Annotated in this window: 28 protein-coding genes and 1 pseudogene; 10 read left to right on the plus strand and 19 right to left on the minus strand. The window is 45.1% G+C overall.

Annotated elements, in window-relative coordinates; all coding sequences use genetic code 11:
- Positions 1-4 precede the first annotated feature (4 nt).
- From vscX to sctW, 4 genes are read right to left on the minus strand one after another with little or no spacing between them, the layout of a single operon-like run.
- Complete coding sequence (gene vscX, locus R7E00_RS09640) at positions 5-382, minus strand: type III secretion system protein VscX (RefSeq protein ID WP_005377246.1); 378 nt, start codon at positions 380-382, stop codon at positions 5-7.
- Entirely contained in the window at positions 379-753 is a 375-nt protein-coding gene (gene sycN / locus R7E00_RS09645) for a type III secretion chaperone SycN (protein WP_005388159.1), read from the minus strand. Before sycN ends, vscX begins: the two co-directional genes overlap by 4 nt.
- Entirely contained in the window at positions 740-1,024 is a 285-nt protein-coding gene (locus R7E00_RS09650) for a TyeA family type III secretion system gatekeeper subunit (RefSeq protein WP_213911262.1), read from the minus strand. The genes sycN and R7E00_RS09650 overlap by 14 nt, the downstream gene beginning before the upstream one ends.
- Positions 1,005-1,898 (minus strand): type III secretion system gatekeeper subunit SctW, encoded by an 894-nt coding sequence (gene sctW, locus R7E00_RS09655; RefSeq protein ID WP_017821331.1) that lies wholly within the window; start codon positions 1,896-1,898, stop codon positions 1,005-1,007. The genes R7E00_RS09650 and sctW overlap by 20 nt, the downstream gene beginning before the upstream one ends.
- Before the next feature lie 185 nt (positions 1,899-2,083).
- Here sctW and vscN point away from each other — a divergent pair, with 185 nt between their 5' ends.
- The 10 genes from vscN to R7E00_RS09705 all read left to right on the plus strand — a co-directional run bounded on the left by vscN (position 2,084) and on the right by R7E00_RS09705 (position 10,646).
- Positions 2,084-3,406, plus strand: coding sequence for a SctN family type III secretion system ATPase VscN (gene vscN / locus R7E00_RS09660; protein WP_017821332.1), 1,323 nt, complete (start codon positions 2,084-2,086; stop codon positions 3,404-3,406).
- Positions 3,403-3,864 carry a type III secretion protein gene (locus tag R7E00_RS09665; protein ID WP_025768127.1) on the plus strand — a complete coding sequence of 154 codons (462 nt, stop codon included), beginning with the start codon at positions 3,403-3,405 and terminating at the stop codon, positions 3,862-3,864. The genes vscN and R7E00_RS09665 overlap by 4 nt, the downstream gene beginning before the upstream one ends.
- 9 nt (positions 3,865-3,873) lie before the next feature.
- Positions 3,874-5,085 (plus strand): type III secretion system needle length determinant, encoded by a 1,212-nt coding sequence (locus R7E00_RS09670; RefSeq protein ID WP_213911264.1) that lies wholly within the window; start codon positions 3,874-3,876, stop codon positions 5,083-5,085.
- A complete protein-coding gene (gene vscQ, locus R7E00_RS09675; RefSeq protein WP_025768125.1) occupies positions 5,082-6,050 on the plus strand; it encodes a SctQ family type III secretion system cytoplasmic ring protein VscQ in 969 nt (322 codons plus the stop codon). The genes R7E00_RS09670 and vscQ overlap by 4 nt, the downstream gene beginning before the upstream one ends.
- Positions 6,047-6,697 (plus strand): SctR family type III secretion system export apparatus subunit VscR, encoded by a 651-nt coding sequence (vscR, locus tag R7E00_RS09680; protein WP_005377232.1) that lies wholly within the window; start codon positions 6,047-6,049, stop codon positions 6,695-6,697. Before vscQ ends, vscR begins: the two co-directional genes overlap by 4 nt.
- Positions 6,698-6,710: 13 nt before the next feature.
- On the plus strand, positions 6,711-6,977 hold the full coding sequence (vscS, locus tag R7E00_RS09685; protein WP_005377227.1) for a SctS family type III secretion system export apparatus subunit VscS: 267 nt from the start codon (positions 6,711-6,713) through the stop codon (positions 6,975-6,977).
- Entirely contained in the window at positions 6,974-7,759 is a 786-nt protein-coding gene (sctT, locus tag R7E00_RS09690; RefSeq protein ID WP_053307011.1) for a type III secretion system export apparatus subunit SctT, read from the plus strand. The genes vscS and sctT overlap by 4 nt, the downstream gene beginning before the upstream one ends.
- Before the next feature lie 15 nt (positions 7,760-7,774).
- Positions 7,775-8,824 (plus strand): SctU family type III secretion system export apparatus subunit VscU, encoded by a 1,050-nt coding sequence (gene vscU / locus R7E00_RS09695; RefSeq protein ID WP_042523790.1) that lies wholly within the window; start codon positions 7,775-7,777, stop codon positions 8,822-8,824.
- A 102-nt stretch (positions 8,825-8,926) separates the two neighbouring features.
- The gene (locus tag R7E00_RS09700; RefSeq protein ID WP_031781101.1) at positions 8,927-9,637 is read left to right on the plus strand and encodes a helix-turn-helix domain-containing protein; all 711 of its coding nucleotides are present in this window, start codon (positions 8,927-8,929) and stop codon (positions 9,635-9,637) included.
- Positions 9,638-9,743: 106 nt separating this feature from the next.
- Positions 9,744-10,646 carry a DMT family transporter gene (locus R7E00_RS09705; RefSeq protein ID WP_372035280.1) on the plus strand — a complete coding sequence of 301 codons (903 nt, stop codon included), beginning with the start codon at positions 9,744-9,746 and terminating at the stop codon, positions 10,644-10,646.
- An 89-nt stretch (positions 10,647-10,735) separates the two neighbouring features.
- Here the strand turns inward: R7E00_RS09705 and R7E00_RS09710 are convergent, their stop codons facing one another.
- The 15 genes and pseudogenes from R7E00_RS09710 to sctD form a co-directional block, all read right to left on the minus strand.
- Positions 10,736-12,214, minus strand: coding sequence for a hypothetical protein (locus tag R7E00_RS09710; protein ID WP_053307010.1), 1,479 nt, complete (start codon positions 12,212-12,214; stop codon positions 10,736-10,738).
- A gap of 9 nt (positions 12,215-12,223) precedes the next feature.
- On the minus strand, positions 12,224-12,682 hold the full coding sequence (locus R7E00_RS09715) for a CesT family type III secretion system chaperone (protein ID WP_005377211.1): 459 nt from the start codon (positions 12,680-12,682) through the stop codon (positions 12,224-12,226).
- A gap of 230 nt (positions 12,683-12,912) precedes the next feature.
- Positions 12,913-13,879: pseudogene (locus R7E00_RS09720) on the minus strand (hypothetical protein).
- Between the two features lie 10 nt (positions 13,880-13,889).
- Complete coding sequence (locus R7E00_RS09725; protein WP_033906168.1) at positions 13,890-14,336, minus strand: type III secretion system chaperone; 447 nt, start codon at positions 14,334-14,336, stop codon at positions 13,890-13,892.
- Positions 14,337-14,591: 255 nt separating this feature from the next.
- The gene (locus R7E00_RS09730) at positions 14,592-15,755 is read right to left on the minus strand and encodes a VopS family T3SS effector adenosine monophosphate-protein transferase (protein ID WP_017821339.1); all 1,164 of its coding nucleotides are present in this window, start codon (positions 15,753-15,755) and stop codon (positions 14,592-14,594) included.
- 3 nt (positions 15,756-15,758) lie between these two features.
- A complete protein-coding gene (locus R7E00_RS09735; protein WP_053307009.1) occupies positions 15,759-16,190 on the minus strand; it encodes a type III secretion system chaperone in 432 nt (143 codons plus the stop codon).
- Positions 16,191-16,375: 185 nt separating this feature from the next.
- Positions 16,376-17,014, minus strand: a complete 639-nt coding sequence (locus tag R7E00_RS09740) for an HrpE/YscL family type III secretion apparatus protein (RefSeq protein WP_053307008.1) — start codon at positions 17,012-17,014, stop codon at positions 16,376-16,378.
- Positions 16,993-17,658, minus strand: a complete 666-nt coding sequence (gene vscK, locus R7E00_RS09745) for a SctK family type III secretion system sorting platform protein VscK (protein WP_053307007.1) — start codon at positions 17,656-17,658, stop codon at positions 16,993-16,995. Before vscK ends, R7E00_RS09740 begins: the two co-directional genes overlap by 22 nt.
- Positions 17,651-18,397 (minus strand): type III secretion system inner membrane ring lipoprotein SctJ, encoded by a 747-nt coding sequence (gene sctJ, locus R7E00_RS09750; RefSeq protein ID WP_086012989.1) that lies wholly within the window; start codon positions 18,395-18,397, stop codon positions 17,651-17,653. Before sctJ ends, vscK begins: the two co-directional genes overlap by 8 nt.
- Complete coding sequence (gene sctI / locus R7E00_RS09755; protein ID WP_005387149.1) at positions 18,397-18,741, minus strand: type III secretion system inner rod subunit SctI; 345 nt, start codon at positions 18,739-18,741, stop codon at positions 18,397-18,399. Before sctI ends, sctJ begins: the two co-directional genes overlap by 1 nt.
- 8 nt (positions 18,742-18,749) lie before the next feature.
- Positions 18,750-19,385, minus strand: coding sequence for a YopR family T3SS polymerization control protein (locus tag R7E00_RS09760; RefSeq protein ID WP_053307006.1), 636 nt, complete (start codon positions 19,383-19,385; stop codon positions 18,750-18,752).
- A complete protein-coding gene (locus R7E00_RS09765; RefSeq protein ID WP_170893413.1) occupies positions 19,382-19,741 on the minus strand; it encodes a YscG family type III secretion system chaperone in 360 nt (119 codons plus the stop codon). The genes R7E00_RS09760 and R7E00_RS09765 overlap by 4 nt, the downstream gene beginning before the upstream one ends.
- A 3-nt stretch (positions 19,742-19,744) precedes the next feature.
- On the minus strand, positions 19,745-19,993 hold the full coding sequence (gene sctF / locus R7E00_RS09770; protein ID WP_005377199.1) for a type III secretion system needle filament subunit SctF: 249 nt from the start codon (positions 19,991-19,993) through the stop codon (positions 19,745-19,747).
- A gap of 18 nt (positions 19,994-20,011) precedes the next feature.
- A complete protein-coding gene (locus tag R7E00_RS09775; protein WP_005377198.1) occupies positions 20,012-20,215 on the minus strand; it encodes an EscE/YscE/SsaE family type III secretion system needle protein co-chaperone in 204 nt (67 codons plus the stop codon).
- On the minus strand, positions 20,202-21,503 hold the full coding sequence (gene sctD, locus R7E00_RS09780; RefSeq protein ID WP_053307004.1) for a type III secretion system inner membrane ring subunit SctD: 1,302 nt from the start codon (positions 21,501-21,503) through the stop codon (positions 20,202-20,204). Before sctD ends, R7E00_RS09775 begins: the two co-directional genes overlap by 14 nt.
- Positions 21,504-21,507 lie beyond the last annotated feature (4 nt).

Here is a 21,507-nt window from a genome sequence, read left to right on the forward strand (position 1 = left end):
TTGGTTAGACCTGGATAAGGAGATTGAGCGCCATAGTGAGGTAACGCTGATCAAGTTGTGTACTTTGTAGCGTTTCAGATGCTTTGATAAAAGAAGCGGAGCCTGAGTCCTGTGCAAGAACTTGCAGCTGAGCCAACGTTTCATCAAATTGTTGACGGTATTTTTCTGGACGCAACAACTCTGAATGCAGCAGCTTGGGCTTAGTTAACGCGATGAGATATTGGTCTGAAGGCCGGAGGTCATAGAGCTTCTCTAAATGTGTAGCGACCGCCTGACCATCAGGAAGCAGTTGAAATCGCTCTGGGAAATCGGCCTTAACTTCACTATGAGTAACATGCGTAAAGGCTTCGATGCCTACGTTTAAAGTGCTGACTCGAGTCATGAGCCTGCCACATCGTTATGTAGACGAGCCAAAAGCGTAAACGCTTGCTCTAAGGTCGGAAGTGTTACTTCTTCTCCTTTTAGCCTTGCTGAAAAAACCAGAGTTTGCTCATCTAACAAGCCGGTTTTAATTTCGAAAGGCCAGCCTTGATCGGCATGACACAAACACAGTGCACTTTGAATCATGTCACTGGTTTGATGCCAAGATAACGCTCGAGACAACATCAAGAATAACTGCTCACCCTGTCGCTCAATATGCAGCGTACCACTTTGCTCAAAATCCAGCTGCACCCGTCCAGCTGATGAGAAATCGACGGCATCGAGCCCCATTCCTCGGCAAAATTCATCGACGGATGCATCAATCCAACTCATCTTCCCACGCTTCCTCTTCTTCTATATCAATGGCTTCGTCTAGCGCCTTTTGTACCGCTTGGATTAAATTCTGTCGTTGTTCTTCATCGGCGAATACGTCAATTGGGATTGCGCGAACTAACTTATGGAACTCTCGAAAAAAATCGATTGTTTGTTCTACCGCCGTCAATTCCATTGCGTTGGCGACTTTCCATATCTCATCACTGCTTACCCATCGCTGCTCTACCAACGCAATCACATCAGCCATCAAATTAGAAACTTGATAAGCCATAATTCGTCCTTTCCGGTTTAAACATTTGGAACAGCTGACTCACACGATCTTGCAACGTATTTAGAGTTTTGAGTTTTTGCATATCGGACATCAACCACTGCAACTTAACCGAATCGATACTGCTACCTTGAACACTAAGATCTGCACTCATGCCTTGCAGCATAAAGTCAACAGCGGTCGATACCTCCTGCTCACCAAAGCGCGCCACAACATCTTGATAAGCCGCGCCGAGCCCTTGATAACTATGAACGGTATCGCGGTAGAAGCCGCGCAGCTGATGCAAAGAGCTAAACTCTTGCTCTTGGCTGTATTCATCAGCAAAATTTGAGACACGGATTTCCGTATCAATTTGAGACCATGTATCTGGGTTTTGCTCGATTCTTAGAAGTGCTTGGTCAATCAGCGCTAGTAGGTGTTTACTTTCTGGACTCGCACTCAAAAACTTTTTCACGGCTTTTAACGCAAGGTATTGATGGCTTTTCTCCTCTGAAAATCCATTCAAATAAGCTTGCAATTGAGCGATGGTCGAGATATTCCCTCCCGCCATTTTTGTAGCCAAATCTTTGATCTTTTGGTTCTTTTCAAGATCAGGGACTTTTCGCAGATAGTCAGAAACGAGTTCGTGCGCTTCATTAACTCGAACGCCACTGTCTTTCACTTTGCGCTTGGTCAGATCTTTCTCTGCTTTTTCGGAACCGAGTGAAGTGAGTTCTTCCATCGCATCAAAAAGTGATTGTGTGGCATTGTGAACACGGACGGTTTCACCGCGATAATTGCCTTTTTGTGAAACGTCGGGGCGAGACGATTCCAACCCGTTTTGGATAGACGCATCAAACTTTGGATTTGTTGCGATATGATTGTTGATAATACTCATTCACTTGCACTCCTTCCGCACAATACAGGCGAATTATAGGAAGTGCGCTTTTTTGAAGCTGTCAAAATCAGACGTGTTTTTTTAGTGCGCTTTCAGTTTTCTAAAAACTCCCGACTGATATTCACTATAAATTGATTCTTATACTTTCTATTCTCTCAGCATCAATCATTGCGCATATTTTTACCTTGAACGATTTCTCATACATCACTGATATCCAACAATCTGCGATTAAACACACGCGTTTGATCCAAATTCGCGGGCGCGTTACACAAGTCACCGGCACCATTATCAAAGCTGTCGTCCCTGGCGTTCGTGTAGGTGAACTGTGTGAGTTGCGTAATCCCGATCAAACTCTGTCTTTGTTAGCGGAAGTGGTTGGCTTCCAGCAGCATCACGCTCTGCTCACCCCGTTAGGAAATATGTTTGGGATTTCCTCAAATACAGAAGTAAGCCCAATGGGCAAAATGCACGAAGTGGGTGTTGGCGACCACCTGTTAGGTACAACGCTTGACGGGCTTGGACGTCCTTTCGATGGTACGCAGAGTCAGGAACCAAGTGCTTGGTATCCTGTTTATCGCGATGCGCCACCACCAATGCAACGTAAACTAATTGAAAAGCCAATCTCTCTTGGCGTTCGATCCATTGATGGGCTACTGACCTGTGGTGAAGGTCAGCGCATGGGTATTTTTGCAGCGGCTGGTGGGGGTAAAAGTACCCTACTGGCAAAACTGATTCGCTCCGCAGAAGTTGACGTGACCGTTCTCGCTTTGATTGGTGAACGTGGACGCGAAGTGCGCGAGTTTATTGAGCATGACCTAGGCGAAGAAGGAATGGCCAAATCGGTTTTAGTGGTCGCTACCTCTGATCGCCCAGCAATGGAGCGCGCCAAAGCCGCTTTTGTTGCCACTTCTATAGCAGAATATTTTCGTGACCAAGGTAAACGCGTGCTACTTCTGATGGATTCTGTAACGCGTTTCGCCCGCGCACAGAGGGAGATTGGACTAGCCGCAGGCGAGCCACCAACACGACGTGGCTATCCGCCTTCTGTTTTTGCCGCTTTGCCAAAGCTGATGGAACGAGCTGGACAATCAGACAAAGGATCAATTACAGCACTGTACACCGTGTTGGTGGAAGGTGACGACATGACGGAGCCTGTCGCGGATGAAACTCGCTCAATTCTAGACGGGCACATCATTCTCTCGCGCAAACTTGCGGCAATGAACCATTACCCCGCCATTGATGTACTTCGCTCAGCAAGCCGAGTGATGAATCAAATCGTTGAACCCGATCATCAGGCGTCTGCTGCTCATATTCGCGAAATGTTAGCTAAGTATGAAGAAGTTGAACTGCTAATCAAAATTGGCGAATACCAACATGGCGCAGATAGTCGAGCGGATTTGGCCATTGCACAAAGTGATGATATACGCGCCTTTTTACGCCAAGGTACTCATGAACCAAGCGATCTTGATGGCGCTATCGCTCAACTTAAAGGGATGGCGAAACAATGATAGAACGCTTATTAGAAATCAAAAAAATTCGCGCTGAACGTGCGGATAAAGCCGTCAAGCGTCAAGAATACCGAGTGTCAAACGCCGCAGCACAGGTTCAAAAGGCCGAACGTTCTGTCGCGGACTATCACGTTTGGCGCCAGGAAGAAGAAGAGCGACGTTTTGCTAAAGCAAAACAACAAACACTCGTTCTCAAAGAGCTAGAAACATTAAGACAAGAAATCGCGTTGTTAAGAGAGAGAGAAGCCGAACTTAAACAACGTGTGGCCGAGTCAAAAAAAGCGCTTGAAATCGAACGCTCGGCACTTAAAGAAAAGCAAAAAGAGGCGCGACAAGCCCATAAAACCAAAGAAAAATTCGTTCAGTTGCAGCAACAAGAAGTCGCGGAAAAATCGCGAGAAAGGCAATACAAAGAAGAACTCGAACAGGAAGAGTTTCGCACTGTCGACATTATCTAAAGGTTCACTATGCGCATTACCCCAACAACTGAAGCATCGAATACGCTGCACAAATCAACGCCAGAACAAGTGCCTCTCGAGAAGGAGGCCGAGCTTCAATCACAATTCGAGCATGCAATGACGAAGAAGCCTAGCAAGGGAAAGGAGTCTATCGTTGCGAATCCCCAAAAAAATCATAGTGGCGAAGAAGACATACCGGTAAGGCACAAGACATCTCAAGGTCTAGATAAGAAACCTACCCTATCGAATCAAGAAGCCAACGCTGACAAAAACATCTCCACTTTAAAAGGCAAAAGTGACGTCGTCACTAAGAGAGACGTAGAGAAATCGCAAGACGACGCAGAAAATAGCGAAGAAATAATTAGCGAAAACAATAAATTGCTTAAACATGATGGAAAAAGCGATGGCGACACAGTTCTAAGCTCCCCTTCTACCGAGCGTGTTGATCCTCACTTTCAAGCTCAAGCTCATTTGAAAGATGATAAACCGACGCCGATGGATAAACATACCTCGCCGGATTGTCTCTCTACGCTTGAATCTGGCTTGCTTCCCCAAAGTGCGACAGAGACAGAGCTCGCTCAAGATGGGATTAACATTGTTGGCTTAACGAAAAAGCAAACTGAAAAAACGCACAATAAGCGTGCAACTCCGCCGCTACAGAATACAGGCAAACGACCAGACCAAACTGGTGGCCTGCCTGAAACCAAGCCTCTTGAAAAAATCGTGACGAAAAGCGCACTAGTCGCCGTTAAAACGGATGAAGAAAAAGTGCCTTCTCAACCCTTTGCAAGTGCGGTAACACAAGGCGATGTCATCCTAAAAAGTGTTGCTTCGCAGGCTCAACCAAGCCCAACGCGAGACGTAAACCAATTACTCCAGCAATTGGTGGACAAAATCTATGTTGCTCTACCAACCGCATCGGACAACAAAGAGGTTCGGCTGTTTCTAAGTGAAGGGCAATTAAAAGGTGGTGAAATCCACATAAAGTTGGACGCTCAAGGGTATAGCGTGACGATTCGACAAGAGCATGCCCTTTCCATTATTAGCCAGCAAGCTAGACAAGATCTTGCTGAACGGCTAAACCGATTCGGCGGTGAGCAGCCACTTCGCTTAGCGATCAGCGAACAAACTCAACAGCTCGATCAACAACAACATGAACAACAACACTCACGCCAACAACGCAGCGTGTATGAAGAATGGCAAGCGGAGAATGACCTATGACGCCGTTAATAATACCCAAAGTGGATGCAGAAAGTATCGCGCTCAGCAATCAACTTTGTGCAAAACAGTGCCACTTCCAAGGGACTGATGGTCAGAGCGTATCGATTACTGTTGCTCAAATCCCTTCATTTGAAGGGTTCCGTTTAACCACGTTGATTGGAGGGCAAACCCTACAAGTAGACTTTTCTCGTGCGCAGCTCCAACATTGGCTGAAATCGACCTTAAATGCTACTGCGTTTGAGTCCCTGCCTAACTCCCTCCAGTTAGCACTTTTGAGCTCACAGATAGAACCGCATAGTGAGGCAATCAAAGCGCTATTTGGTCAGTTACCCATTCTTAGTCAACTACAGCCGTTAGAGGCGAGCCAGGCCCAAGAGCATACTTTAATGTTAACCCTCAATAAGCCTAACGGCTCTCTTTGTTTGTGGGTTAGCGAAGGATCAGACGTGTTGTTGGATGCGCTACCAAACAGCGCTGCTCTACAAGCTCGACACCTCGCTTTACCTGTGTGGTTAAGTCTTGGAAGGACCCATTTGACGTTAAGCGAATTTAATTCGCTCGAGCTGGGAGATGTCATCTTTTTTGACGATGGTTACATCGCCAAGCAACAAGCCATTTTTCAAGTATCTAACCAGAATCTCTGGCGCTGCCAGCTAGATGACCAAACTCTTCACATTATTGAAAAAGAAACCAATATGAATGACGTAAACACTTCAGAAATGTTAACCGACCACCAGCAACTGCCTGTGGAACTCACGTTTGATATCGGCCATCAAACCATCACGCTAGAGCAGCTTAACCAGCTTCAGCCAGGGTACGTATTCGAGCTAAACCAGCCTGTATCTAAGCCGGTAACATTGCGTGCCAACGGCAAAATCATTGGTGAGTGTGAACTGGTTAATGTTAACGAACATTTAGGTGTGCGCGTACTGGAGCTGTTCGGTGGCACGCAGGAGCCAGCATGATCCAGTTACCCGACGAGCTCAATCTCATTGTCAGCTTAGCACTGCTGGCACTGATCCCATTTATCGCCATGATGGCGACGTCGTTTGTGAAACTCGCCGTTGTATTCTCACTGCTGCGTAACGCTCTCGGTGTACAGCAAATTCCGCCGAATATGGCGCTTTACGGATTGGCCATCATTCTGTCAATTTTCATCATGGCTCCCGTCGGGTTTGAAACCTACGACTACGTAAAGCAGCATGATATCTCCCTTGAAGATTCTGCAAGTGTAGAAGGCCTCATTGAAAGCGGTTTACAGCCTTATCGAGAATTTTTGAAAAAGCATATTCGGGAAACCGAAGCCATATTCTTCACTGATGCTGCACGCACATTGTGGCCACAGAAGTACGTAGACCGTTTAGAGTCGGACAGTTTATTGCTCTTACTGCCCGCATTTACCGTCAGCGAGCTTACTCGCGCTTTTGAAATTGGCTTTCTGTTGTACTTACCGTTCATCGCTATTGACCTAATTGTGTCGAATATCCTACTCGCGATGGGGATGATGATGGTATCGCCAATGACGATTTCCCTCCCCTTCAAATTGTTGCTTTTTGTCTTGCTTGACGGCTGGACAAAGCTCACCCACGGCTTAGTGTTGAGTTACGGTTAATCACGGAGAAAGTATGCATTCTGCTGAAATCATTCATTTCACGACTCAAGCATTAACCCTAGTGTTGTACTTGTCATTACCGCCGATTTTAGTCGCAGCATTGGTTGGTACATTGGTGTCGCTTATTCAGGCGTTAACTCAGGTCCAAGAACAAACGTTAGGCTTTGTGGTCAAGCTTATCGCGGTCATTATTACGCTGTTCGTCACAACGCAATGGCTAGGGGCAGAGCTCCACGCCTTCGCCTCGCTTGCTATGGATAAAATTCCTCAAATACGATGAGTTATCACGACTTACACCAGGCTTTATTTTTGTACAGCCTGACGTTACCTCGGTTAATGGCATGCTTCATCTTTTTGCCTATTTTGAGCAAGCAAATGCTAGGCGGCACCATGGTGAGAAATGGTGTACTTTGCTCACTCGCGCTGTTTATATTTCCGATGATTAATCAGCAAAGCTTGCCTGCAGAAACCGACGGCATTTTGCTGATAGTGATTTTGGGTAAGGAGGTATTAATTGGGCTATTGATAGGGTTTGTTGCTGCTATCCCTTTTTGGGCGATAGAAGCGGCCGGTTTTCTGGTCGACAACCAACGTGGGGCTGCCATGGCAAGTATGTTTAACCCAACGCTAGGCTCACAATCCACACCAACAGCGGTATTACTGACCCAAACGTTGATTACCCTGTTCTTCTCTGGCGGGGGCTTTGTCACTTTTATCTATGCGTTATTCAAAAGCTATACATCTTGGCCGATCGTGGACTTTTTCCCAACCGTTAGCGACGCATGGGTGAGCTTCTTCTACGCGCAATTTGAACAGCTTATGTGGCTTGGTGTGTTGATGTCCGCTCCATTAGTGTTGGCAATGTTTCTTGCTGAGTTTGGTCTGGCGCTTATCAGTCGTTTTGCACCGCAATTGAATGTTTTTTTCCTTGCCATGCCAATAAAAAGTGCCATCGCGAGTGTTTTACTGATCGTGTATCTCGGAATAATGATGGATCACTTTGAAGTACAGTTTTACGGCATTACCCGATTCGCAGAACAACTCAATACCATTTGGCAATAACGCTTAGGATTCTTTATGAGTGCAGAAAAAACAGAGCAACCCACCGCAAAAAAGTTACGCGATGCTCGACAGAAAGGTCAGGTTGCCAAAAGCCAAGAAATCGTATCGTCTGCATTAATTTTGGCGCTCATAATTGTACTGTTTGCGTTCGCCGATTATTACATGTCGCACATCTCAGCGCTTATTCTACTACCAAGTAAGCTTGCTTATCAGGGTTTCCAAGATGCGCTAGTCGATGTCGCTATTGCCATCGCAAAAGAAATTGCCTATCTACTCGCCCCGATTATTCTGGTTGCTGCACTCGTCGCCATCTTTTCCAATATGGGGCAGTTCGGCTTCCTATTTAGTGGTGAATCCGTTAAACCCGACATCAAAAAGATCAATCCCGTCGAAGGGGCCAAACGCATTTTTTCCCTCAAGAGTGTGATTGAGTTTATCAAGTCGATCCTTAAAGTCTCTCTTCTTTCCTGCATTATCTGGGTGACATTACGCGGTAACATCAACGCTTTAATGCAAATTCCAACTTGTGGGCTAGAATGTGTCCCGACCATTACTGGCGTCATGATTAAACAATTAATGATTATCTCTTCGGTAGGCTTCATCGTCATCGCTGCCGCAGATTTTGCGTACCAGAAATTTGATCACACGAAAAAGCTCAAAATGAGCAAGGACGAAGTGAAGCGCGAATACAAAGAGATGGAAGGCAGTCCAGAAATAAAAAGCAAACGTCGTCAGTTGCACCAAGAGCTACAAGCCTCCAATCAGCGCGAAAACGTTAAACGTTCTAATGTATTAGTTACAAACCCAACACATATCGCGGTTGGCCTTTATTACAAGAAAGGCGAAACGCCCCTGCCCGTCATCACTTTGATGGAAACCGAGGCGGTAGCCAAACGTATGGTCGCAATCGCTAAAGAAGAAGGCGTTCCTGTGATGCAAAAAGTCCCTCTTGCTCGTGCACTATACGCCGACGGCAACGTCGACCAGTACATCCCAAGCGATCTTATTGAAGCAACTGCGGAAGTGCTTCGTTGGTTGGCCTCGTTAGAGTCCGAGGCGGACTGACAAACCACATCCCATTCAAGATCTGGGCTTACAACTGCCCAGCTTTCAACCTCGATACTTTCAACGCTATAATGCGGTATCCTTTAACTGTATGTTGTTTTTATGAAATCTAGCTTAAGCATTCGCTCCTACACGAAACGTATGAGCCGACATACTCATAGTGATTATCATCAATTGGTGCTTCCTCTCCAGGGCAACATACATATTGATATGGATAGTTATGTCGGAAAGGTGGCGGTTGGCGACTGCATAGTCATCCCCAAAAGTTGTGCTCACGGTTTTAATGCCGAAGAGTCATCACGCTTTATTGTTGCGGATATGACCACTTTGCCCACTCATTTGATGGATAGTAGTGTGGCTGTGTTTTCGATTAGCCCGCCTCTACTGAGCTTTATCCAGTTTGTCGAAAAACAGCTTGAGTATCAGGTTAATGATGAAATTGAAAACTCAATGGTTGCAACCTTCTATCTGTTGCTGGAGCAACAAAAGCGGTCTCGCTCCGTAGATTCGCGTATTCGAGATGTACAGGTTGTGATCGCCGAGCAGCTTGATCAGCCACTCACCATTGCCTCATTAGCGAATGCCGCTTGCTTGAGTCCGACGCAGTTTAAAAAGCTTTTTAAAGAGCAGCTAAAAGTGAGCGTTCATAAATACATTACATTACAACGTATGGAAAAAGCCAAAGCACTACTGACTCATACAGACCTTCCAGTTCAGTTGATAGCTGAACGAGTTGGCTATAGTGACCTTTCCGCGTTTAGTCGACGGTTTTCAATGCATTTTGGCATGTCTCCTAGAGAGTTTTCCCGGTAGTCACTAAAATAGTCCTCTGGAACAAGTATTCCGTCTTTTCAGCACAAAAATCTCTATCGCTTTCTTTTATTCTTTCTACCCTAAAACAGCCATTCACTAGGTAGAAATTACAGTGTTAAAAAAACATTTCACCGACTATCAATTAGGAACTTTATCCATACTTTTTGCTTCAACCCTGTGGGGAACGACGGGCACCGCTGCCAGCTTGGCACCGGATGTCAGTGCTCTCGCCATTGGCGCATTTTCTATGGGTATTGGTGGATTTATGCAAGCATGTCTGTCTGCGAAGTCACTGAAGAGAGATTTTCGAAAAGTCGTACATAAGAAGAAAACGTTACTGGTTAGTATTATCGCCTTAGCCACCTACCCACTGGCTTTTTATTCATCAATGCGATTCGCCGGTGTGGCTATTGGTACGGTTGTTTCTATCTCCACTGCACCTTTCTTTTCTGCTTTGTTAGAGTGTCTCTTTAGCCGAAATCAGACCATAACCAAGCGCTGGATGATGAGTTTCGCAATCGGGGTCATTGGCATTACCTTGTTGTTGGCTTCTGAGTCATCCGCAAATAGCTTATTTGATCATGATATGAAGCATTGGGGTGTATTACTTGGCCTATTGGCAGGTTTGACGTACGCCATTTACTCATGGGGAGTAAAGACTATGATTGACCACGGCATTGAATCGCAAACAGCCATGGGAAGTGTTTTTGGTATTGGTGGAGTTTTGCTTCTACCAACACTTTTCATCACGGGCGATAATCTATTTGCATCATCAACTAATACGACGGTCATGCTCTACATGGCCTTGATTCCAATGGGGTTAGGTTACGTCGCTTTTGGGTTTGGGCTACGGTTTGTTACAGCCAGTGGAGCTAGCATACTCACGCTATTTGAACCTGTTATCGCAGCAGCACTAGCAGTTGCGATTGTTGGGGAAGAAATTTCTTTCATTGGTTGGGTTGGTATAACGTTGACACTTGTGTGTTTGTTTCTTCAGTCGAAAAGTTAAATTCAATGGACATGAGCCAGCCCCAAAAAGGAACGCTGACGGTAGATAAAGTAAGGAGCAGCACCTACCCCCTACTTTACCATTTGAAATTACACCCAGCCTTCAGCCAAGTACATCAATCGCAATTGACTTGGTGAGCCTAGTTTTTCTAGCGCATCTAACTGGACGTCACTCAGGTTTGGGCATTTATCAAGATAAACTCGTCCGTTTGCTGCATCTAGGGGGAGCTTGTAGGTTAGCTTTTCGTTTATTTTACTTGCTTCCCCTTTATCAATCGCTCGAACAGCTGGCATGAGCCAATCCCAATCTTCTCCTAACAGTTTTTTAAACGCCCCGTTAGCAATAGACTCGGTTTTACTTGGTGCATCCTCTGGGCTTAGCTTCAAGATAGAATCTACGTCAGGAACCAAGTGCTCACTTGGCTCTGAACCCAACATCTTTTTCAGTGTTAATCGAGCGGCTTCCATCTGTTGTGCTTCTTTAGGCGCTTGAGGAGAAGTCATTGCAGTATCCTCCTTAGGGCCAAGGTACGCCATTAATGCGCGGACAGAAGCCGGATCTTGCATACTGAAGGTAAAGTCTCCTTTTGCATTGGAAACTTCAAGTCTAGGTAAAACACCAGACATTTCATCTTGCATAAGTTGCTCTTTTACTTCCGTATTTAACCCGTATGCCCCAGCTTGGTTCGCCACAAAACCACCGCCGCTCATGATAGCAGTCGTTGCCGCAGAACCGATTGCCTCTTTTGCTATCGGTGTGACGCCCACCGTTGCTACAGAGCTAACACCGAACGTGCCCAGGCTCCCCGTCGCCATACCTAATGTAGCTCCAATGCCACCTTCAGCCGACAGTATCGCATGACCTTGAGCCAAGGTTTGCTGCATCGGCATAGAAAGACGTTGATCTCGCCCTGGCAGCTGTGAAATTTGTTCTAACTGATGATGGTAAGCCTCAGCATCACCATTTACGGCCGCTTTGTGCAGCTCTCGACCTGTAGAAATCAATAAGCCAACGCCAGGTAATGCCAAGTTAATAACGGCGTTAACACCAGAACCTTTTAGCTTTTCTTTGCCCATCTGCAGCAGTTCAGCAGCAAAGCCATCCATTTTTCCCGGATACTGGGCTTCTAAGCTCACCTGCATACGCGGATCTTTGCTGATCGCATCAAACGTATTTTTAAGCTGCTGGTACGTATCGCTGCTCACTTTTATTTCATCCAATAGGCTGACAACTTCTAAGATTTTACGCTCAGTAAGTGGCTCACCGCGATAGCCTGAAGGACTCACTAGGGAGTAAGCCAACAGCGCAACCTCAGGTTTTTCTTGCTTAAGTAGCGCTTGTTTTAAATCAAGGTGAGTTTTGATGTTTTCTTGGAAAAACTTAGTGTATTTGCTTCTCAATACGCCTTCGTGAATAGAAGCAAACTTGTGACCTTTGTGGAATGTGGAAGGTTCTTTTACTTCACCTCTTTTACTGATCACTCGGTCATCTTTTTGCGCAGCAACTGCACGAAACTGCTCTAGATCAGGTACTGGGCTTTGGCTGATTTTTTGTGTTGTATTAACCATTTTTCTCTCCTACACACGAAGTGATTGAACATGAGCTTGTTCATGATTAGAGGTGGTTGGAATCGCTTGATCCAACATTGCGAAACGCGCTTGCCACAGCTCGGCCTGTTCAATAACTTCGTGAAACCAAGCGGTAAGGTTCGTCGTATTTAGATGCTCAACGGGTTTACGTCCTGCTAAGACAAGCTGTCGACCGTTTGGAGCCAAAGCAAGTGCGAGGTTGCCACTACCAATTCCTTGATAGTTAGCATGAGCAAGAAGCTCTAAACCTTTTAGTCGTTGTTCACCGGATTTTTCTAACCCTCCGAACGTTACAGACAACATCAAATCATCCGTATCTGTCGCGATGAAATACAACATGTAGCGATCATCGACCAGTAGCTGACAACGTTCATTTTCTTCAAAATTCAGTTCGGGCAACTCATTGAGTTGGCAAAACTCCAAGAGCAGTTGTTGAATCGTGTTCATAACTTTTTCCTTTTGTTTCAATAACTCTATTGAACAACGATTGCAGATTGAACGATGTCGGTAATGGCTTTATTTTTGTCACTTTTTCGCCTTCATTGTGAGGTTTTCCGCAGAAATCTCGCTCTAAAATCGAGTTGCCAGAGTAATAAAAAAGAGCAGCTCAGAGCTGCTCTTTCAATAAAGGTTAGATGCTTAGCATGGTGTATTTGCTCACTTCTTTTGCAGAGTGACTAACCCAGTTTATGGCTATCAAAAATGACTTCTGTTGGCGGGAACATATTCGAAACAGGTGGTCGTTGTGCATCTCCAAACATTGGTGCACCGAATGCAGATGTCGCCCACGGGTCAACAATTTTCACATCCTTACTCCACGTTGATGGATCTTTTATGTCGCTCCCCTCTTGTCGACCAACCAGTACATAAAGGTGTGTACCTGAATGACCCTTTTTAAACGCAACCACTTCTACTTTGGGTTCACTTTCAGGTGTTCCTGACATGCCTTGAATCATCTCAGCGGCGGCAGCAAAGGCAAATGTAGTACAGCAGCCAGCTTTCGCGGTTTGTACTGCCTTAGCAATGTTCTGTAGAGTGCTTAATTGCGGTGCGGTTCCTCTTTGTGCTGCAGCTTGAACTCCGTTTGCGGACATCGTCGCTCTGTGATCTTGCATGATTCGCGCGAAGCTCTTTTAGTCGTGGCTTTCCTTTTGTTTCATAAAACTGTGACCCCTTAACACCGAACGTATTTAAGTCCGTACAGGCAAAATCACCAAGCTTTTGAAGGTTGGCTTTATGTTCGTTGATAAGCGCGACACTCGATGAGGCTTTATTGGTTTTGGAAGAAGAGGCTGCCGTTTGTGAAGTGGGCCAATTTGAGCTAGGACCAGACGACAATCTCTCAAGATTTTTCAGGCTCCCAAGCGTTAACTTGTTTTCACCGTTCAACACATTTTTCAGCATCAGCTTCGCAACATCTTTAGGAATACCCTGCTTAGTAAGCAGGTTCACTACAATATCTTTCGCTTTATTCTGGTGGCTAATACGCGCGCTGATACTTTTATTTTTTGGTGCGCCCTCTTTAACAAAAATATCTTTACCGTTGTGTGCTCGAACCTCTTTGTCGTCAGCTTGATTTTGTGTCGCCAAATGTGACGTTAACTGACTCAACGAGTGCATTTGCGATGTATTAATATTGACCATGTGTGATGCCTTAAACTTGAATAAATGCGTGTACGTCTGTTTGGCTAAAATCTACAACCGTGTTGTTTTGAAATAACTGTCCCCAAGTATCAACTAATTCGTTCAACTGAATGATTAAGTTAGCAATGTTGGTGAGTTCACTTCCAGCCGCGATAGCAACTTGAAGAACAACGTCTTTGCGTGTTGGATTCACACAAAACTGCACACCACCTGTTTCTCGATACAAGAAGTTGTATTCAAGTAAAACTTGAAGTTTATCTAGCGTAATATCATCTTGTTCTATAAGCAGGTTTTTGGAAATCAATAACTCGCCTTTTTCCTCTACGAGCAGAACATCGACACTGTTGTTTTCAGCAAAATGCAGTGACCACATTTGATCGTCATACGCTGTCACGCGCTCAAGGTTCAGCACTTCTCCTAGCTCAGAGAGAAGCATATTAATCTTTCCTGTATCCATGTTGTGTCCTGTCTAATTTATTATAACTAAGTGACATCGATATATTTATTGCAGCGAAGCCACTTGGGTATAACGGCTCATTTAAATAAGCGAATAAGGATAAAAGAGATTTTATGGCGAGATAGAAACCGACACTTTATTTCAACGTCTCATTTTTATTGCTATTAGCCGTTTTATTGAGAAGAAAAATTAAGGTTAAGCTGGAAAATAAAAGAGCGGCAATCGCCGCTCCAAAAATTAAATAGAAGTAAAAAATCACTTAATACCGTGAAGGCTATTTTCTGCATCCATAGCTAAAGGATTGAACGAGTCGTTACGAAGTTCTGCTATCGCGTATAGCATGCGACCCATGCGACCATTTCCATCGGTAAAGCCATGGTACCCGATAACTCCGGCGAACAAATGCTTACCTAAGTCTTTATCTTCTACAGGGTTCTCTTTCAAAAAGCCTTCAATGTGCTGCTTTAACATGCCCTCACCGCCAATACTTGAAGGCAAAGTGCCACCCGAAATATTTGGCCCTCGGTAATCACGCTCAACATTAGGCACCAATCGAGCGTGTAGCTCTTTTAGGTTTTCCATATTCAATAAATCTTTACCATTAGACGCGTATTCTTTCAGTAAAGACGTAATATTTTCGGCATCGTTTCCTTTAGAGTTAGAAGCATTAATGATCCACGCCGCAGCTCTTTCAACATTATTGGTTACGCCACTTTTGTTAAACGCGTCCTCTGCCAGTCCTTCAGCGTATACACCTTGGCTTAGATCGGTGCTTGCTAGACCTTCGATATGACGTTGCGCCGATTTAAGATGCATCACCTCCATATCAAACACCGCTTGCATTTGATTAATGCTACCTGCCGGGTTTTTCTGCGCTGCAGATACACCACCGCCGTAGTCTTTTACTACACGTCCAGCAAGCAACTTCGCTGCACTTTCGCCAATCAGTGATGTGAGGTTTTTACCAGAATCGGTTTCTAACATTGCCTCTGTCATCGCTCGCTCAGCTAACTGGTTTAGCTCAGCAGAGTTCGACTGAACTGATTTACTGTCTAACTTCGCAAAGGCATTTAAGACATCTGATGCGGTTTTTATGCTTCCATCTTTGAAGAACATTTGTCCATGCTCAACAGAAGAAGCAGCTTGTAAACGCTGAGCTTGTCCTTGCTCATTATCAAATACGGCTTTTGTAAGGGCTTTCGCTACCGATTGTGGGCTACCTTCGCGAAACAGTTTTCCTGTCGCTTCAAAAAATCGCGCTACCGCACCATTCGTAGGATTGGCGCGAGTAAATTCTTGGGTCGCTGCGTTGATTTGGTATTCTTTGCCACCAATACTCAGCTTACCTTCGTTAAGTATCTCGTTACGAGCTTGCGGCATGGCGACCTGCAACGCGCTAACACTTCCAAAACTGATCATGCTTTAAACCCTTAATGTGGAAAAATGAGTGGTATTCGTTTCCGGTACTTCGATTGTTTTATTGGTTACTTCTTGTGTATTCGCACTTTTTAACCACTCGATGAAATTCGCAAATGACTCATCGAAAAAAGATGCAGTTAGCAGTTGCTGAGGCAGGTGTATGAAACCGATATATCCGGTCTCTTCCTCCCAGCATACCGCTGGAGAGCCTTGCGTTAAGGCACCTTTCATATGTTGATGCAAAGTATCAGCACTCGGTTTATCACCTGAAATTAGCCCGATAAGCGTCACACGATCTTCTTGTGCACGAATTGTGATTGCTGTGTTTTGCTCAACGAGTAGATGGCAACAATCATCCTCATCAAAAACCAACGGCTCCAATTGGCAGCGGCTGGCAAAATCTGTCAGTAAAGAAGTTATAAATCCATTAGCCATTCGACTAAATAATCCTATTTTTGTTGTTTTAGAGGCGCTGCTTGGTTGCAACACTTATCAACTAAGCAGCTTTCTTAGGTGTATTCTTAAGGATTTATGGCAGTGAATATTTTAGAAATGGTCGGATTTTTTTTGTTTAAAGGCATTAAAATGAAAAAACTCAGCAAGTGCTGAGTTTTTGAGGTTTATTCATGAATCGTAATTTTACGCTCGCTGAGCTGCTTCACCATGGCTTGCTTTAATGCATGCAGCTGTCCATCAATACTGGCGTCGATGATCCCAACTTCTGTTTCCAAAATGCAGCCTCCATTTTTCAAGCGCGCATCTGCTACCACGTCAACGTAACCGACTTCAGGGAAATCACTTAATACACCAGCCACCTTTTCTCTCACCTCAACAACCTGCTCTGGGTGGACATGTAAAATGACCTGCTTTTGGTTACTCACCAGTTGCAACGCTTCTCGAACTACACTCACCGTGGTATCGACATCATCGAAGGTATCGATGATCTTACGTACTGCTTCTAACACCACATCTGTCATTTTTTCTTCGACTTGCTGATAGTAGTCATTACAACGTGCTAAAGTTTCAACCATCGTTTGCGCATTTTCAATCTTGGCTTGTGCAAGGCCATCTTGATAACCACGTTGTTTTTCGGTTTCGTAGGCTTGCTGGGCATTAGCAATGATGCTTTCAGCTTTGGAGTTCGCGGCTTCAACTAAGTGTTGCGAATCCAGATAACTGGCATAATCTTTCGCTTTCAGCACCTTTAAGCCAGGTGCCAGCTGCAAATTGTCTGTTTTTATTTCAACAAATGAAACCATTGAGGAATAACCTGTTTTGCGATTTTTTTTGTGAGTCGATACGCCAGATCTCGTTGATCCGCTTCCAACCAGTTAGCTGTTTCCGCGTTTTCGCTAAGTTGCTTTTCTAATTTGAATTGCCAACGAAGAACAACATCTTCTAGTGAGTTAATCAAAATAAACCTCATCCAAAAATATCCCAGCGCCCTCATGCTTGCTTCAACAGACCTTTCATCCAATAGTTCTGGTAACGAACGCTGCCAGCCTTGCGGCCAGCTGGATAACAGCATCGGCCCGTTTTGAATTAAGAACCGAGCGCCTTCCAAACCAAATACGTTGTTCAGAACCTGTTTAGGATGTTTTAAGACAACGCTTCGCATCGCAACGCAATGCAAAGCTCCACCCACCATCAATACGAGTTGATTCAACGCGTCTGTCGGGAGCAATGCCAAACTATGACAAGGTCTGTTAAAAGCCATCTCAGGAACGGGAGATAACGCCCACTCATTGATACACCATTGGTTGAACATGGGGTTATCTCTCCAGCCTTCGATATTTAGTAACCAAGGCTGCTTTTGCTCTATCCAACTTCTATGGATGTACTGGCAAGGCGCATAGTTAAACTGGTGTTGTACCTGCGCGAGTGGTGTTTCTGGTTTAACCACGCTTCGTGTTCCTACGACACCATGTAAAAGTAGCGATATTCGAGCCGATGAGTGCCGCTACCAAGAACACCAAAATAGCGATAAGATTATTCGCCGTCTCTTTGGTGACCTGAACCGACAAAATGCTTTTAAATTGATTGTTTTGAGTAGCAACTCGAACCTCTGATGAGGGTACCATCACTACGCTGATTCGATCGTAGTTCAACCCCTCAATACTATTGTTCACTAATAATTTGATCTGCGGAACATATGAATCAAGCGCAATATCTGCCGCGTGTTTAATAAATACGGAGGCAGAAGCTGGAGTTGGACGCTCTCCTGGACGCAGATCTTGATCTTCCAAAACAACATGAACACGTGCCACTAGCACGCCATCAATCTGAGATAAGGTTGAGGAGAGCTCTTGAGATTTCGCGTACACCAAACGTGCTCGCTCTGCTAATGGTGACGAGATCAAATCGTCTTTGGGAAACACCTCTTTCAGTGTGGAAAACTGCTCTCTTGGATAACCTTTTCGCTTTAGCGCGTCTACCGCGAAGGCGATTTGAGAACTGTCTACCATTAACTTGACGGTGTTGTCTTTGTCAGGCTCTTTTGTTGCAACGACACCTTCGGATAGTAAGATCGACAACATCTCATTACCCTCTTTCTGAGTAACGTTGGTGTATAACTCGGTCTGACAACCTACCAGAAACAACGTGAGCATGATGAAAACTGCTCTCATTTTATTCATCATCACTATTGTGCCTTCAATAAGGTTTCTACGTTTTGTGTGGTTTTACCCACGGTTTTCGCGATCAGCTCTTCTTGAAAAGTAATGCGTGTCAGCGCCCACTGCATTTGCAGTAATTGCGCCGGATCATCACCCACCATCTTCATGTTGTCTTGCAGGTTACTTTTCGCGTTATCGATAGTGTTTTTCAACTCGCTGATGTTTTCTAGCAAACCTCCCTCCAGGCCATTACTTGCCTCGGGAACCGACATGGCTTGCTCAAAACGTTCGCTTAAACCGTCTTCGACTTGCGCATCCTGTAACTTATCAATGTTGGTTTGCATCACCTCGGTGTACTGCGTGTTTATCATATGTACTCCTAAGATAAATCTAACTTGTGACTGTGAGTCATGATGTTTTTCACCATCGCATTTTTTTGGATCATGAAGCTAAGTTCATCACGAACCATGTCCAGTGTTGATGCCATATCAGGTAACGACTTCAACTCTGCCCAGCAATGCCATAAGGCTTGTTCTTTCTGGGCACCCAGTGGAAAATGCTGCGCTAGCATTGCTTTTAGTGCTGTTTTATCAGCAGGTGGTTCGGCAATAAGCTGTCCCGAAAAATTCCCTAGTAACTCCTGCTTCAACACCTTTAACAAATCAGATTGTGGCTGCTCGTTGCCTTTTGCACTCTTCGCCTCATGAAAGGCGTACCACATTGCCTCTCGTTTAACTTGAGGGTCGGAAAACGCTTCATTTAACGATGATAAGACACTTTGTTTACTGACAACCTCTGCGTCTTTTAATGATTCGTACCACGCTTTAATCTCCGCCAGTTTGGCTTCTGTTTTCTCTAGCGTCTCTTTTGGAGAAACATGTGAAACTTGCTCTTGCTTGTCACTTCGCTCCATGAGTGCTTTCATCTTGTCTTCATCGCTCCGCTCATAATGGCGCGACTCCAACTGACGCAAAGATTGGTGTTGAAGACTTAGGTTACTTGAATCAATGATCATCCAAGATTCCTAATGTCCTGAGAAAAGCTCGCAGCAAATGCTTGGCTTTCTTCGCTTCCTTGTGACGCAAGTTTTACCCAGCTTTCCGCTTTGCTCAGTAAACCGGCTTTGGCAGAAGCAAGAGCCGCTAAGCTGATCAGATCTGGATAGGCATTACAAAGTGGTTCGAGTAATTGATGAGCCTCTTCATACAAGCCTTTATTCATGAGGCTCATTGCACGAATCATCGCAACGGTCTCTTCAGAACCTGAGCTTGCTTCAAGGCCATCTGCAATCGTGTTGGCTTCTTGATGACGATGCATACCTGTTGCCATCAGCGCGATTTCAGCCAGCAGTTGGCGCGTTTCTCGTTCCATGCTTTACACCTTCTGGAGAATCGACTGCATCACATCTTTAATCGCACGAGTGGTGGTCGCATTGATATTGTAAACAACAGACCATTTGTTGATCGCGTGCTGAAGCTCGGCAAGCTTTGATGGATCATCGGCATTGGTTTCTAGGTTCTTGATGGCTGCCGTCACTTCTGTGTTGGCATCTTTCGCTTGTTGTTCTAACTTAGCTTTAACATCATCAAGGTTTACACTGTTACTAGCATCGTAAAATGACATAAGACTTCCTCGTATTTTTTAGTTAGCTTCGTATGATTCAACGACCGCATGGGCGGCTGTGTAAGCTTCATACTGTTTGAGTAGCAATTGGTACTGCTGTGGTGAGCACCCTAAATCCAACTGACGTTTCACCACCGCTTGTGCTTCTAAGAGCTTGCTCTTAATCTTGTGCACTTCCGCACCGTTTGTGTCGTTATTTAAAATTTGTTCAAGATTTGTCATTGTTCGTCTCACCTTCATATCCAAGTTCTATTGTTATCACCCGCCCGCCTTTAACCAACTCAATACCAGCAGGTGTAACACTGGATATTCGGTAGCCCTGAGGCGTTCTTGCACCGACCATATAGCGAACGTTATCGGTCAGAATCACATATGGAACCTGGCCAAAGTTAACGCTACGAAACGGGAAATCGATGTTGGTGCCTTTACTCACCTTAGGTATGGATTTCAAAACTAAGTACGGTTTCTCACCATATTGTTCCCGGAAGTCTCGGGTCACACCGTAAAATCGAGTCGTTTCGATATCATCAAGCTCACCACGAACTTCGATGCGATCACCGCTGGTGACCAACTGGACTTTTTTCAGTAGCTCCGCATCCGTCAATAACGCTTTTAGCGTATCCATGTAGGCACCCGCTCGCTGCAGTTCAACCTTCCACGCAACAAGACCAGGCACGTCTCGCTCCAAGATTTGTTCAACTTGGTTCCAGCGGCTTGCATCATCGATATAGCCCGTCAGCAGCAGTGTGCCGGTCTCATCACCATTTTCGACTTTCACTTGGTGATAGCCGAGGTTGCGCAAAATAAATCGAACCCCGCGACGGATTTCTTCCATCGTTCTTAAGTCACTTTTGTAATTGATGCCCAATACATCAATTCGACCAAGCAGATCGAGTTTCTGTGTTCGGTCTTCAACATAGCCCTCTAAGACTGCTTGGCGTGCGGCGGCATTCCATTCCACACGAACGTCGCTAAGTTTGAGCTCGCCTAAGATGTTACGTACCAAAACAATGGGTTCTGCTTCTGTAACAATTTCATTGTTGTTTCCGTTAGCTTGGCTGTACCACATACCGGCAAAAATGACACTCGGGACAAAACTACAGAGCAAAGCGATGAGCGTTGTTTTTTTCCAGCTAGAGCGTTGCACAGCAACCACAGGTGTATTCTGTTGGCTAGATTCGTCGCTGACGTTACTCACAATTAACGCATCTTCCGCGTATCCCAGAGCGAACTTCACAACGCCGACCGAGACAACAGCATGGCGTGACAACTCGATACCATCATCTGCAACAGCGATGTCTTCACTGTTAATATTTGCCTCTTCGCAGCCTCGTAAAATGACCGAGTCTTGCTGGCAAACGAGGGTGAAATGGTTCGCTTCGACCCCAGCATCAGACAGTACAAGATCAGCAATAAAGTCGTCACTGCCAAGCACGAGAGTACCTTCAGGTAAGGTGACTTCTACTCCGGTATGCACGCCTGATAAAATACGAATTTTCCATTGCTGCATCGCG

Source organism: Vibrio sp. Vb1755, assembly GCF_033338635.1.
Classification (GTDB): domain Bacteria; phylum Pseudomonadota; class Gammaproteobacteria; order Enterobacterales; family Vibrionaceae; genus Vibrio; species Vibrio alginolyticus.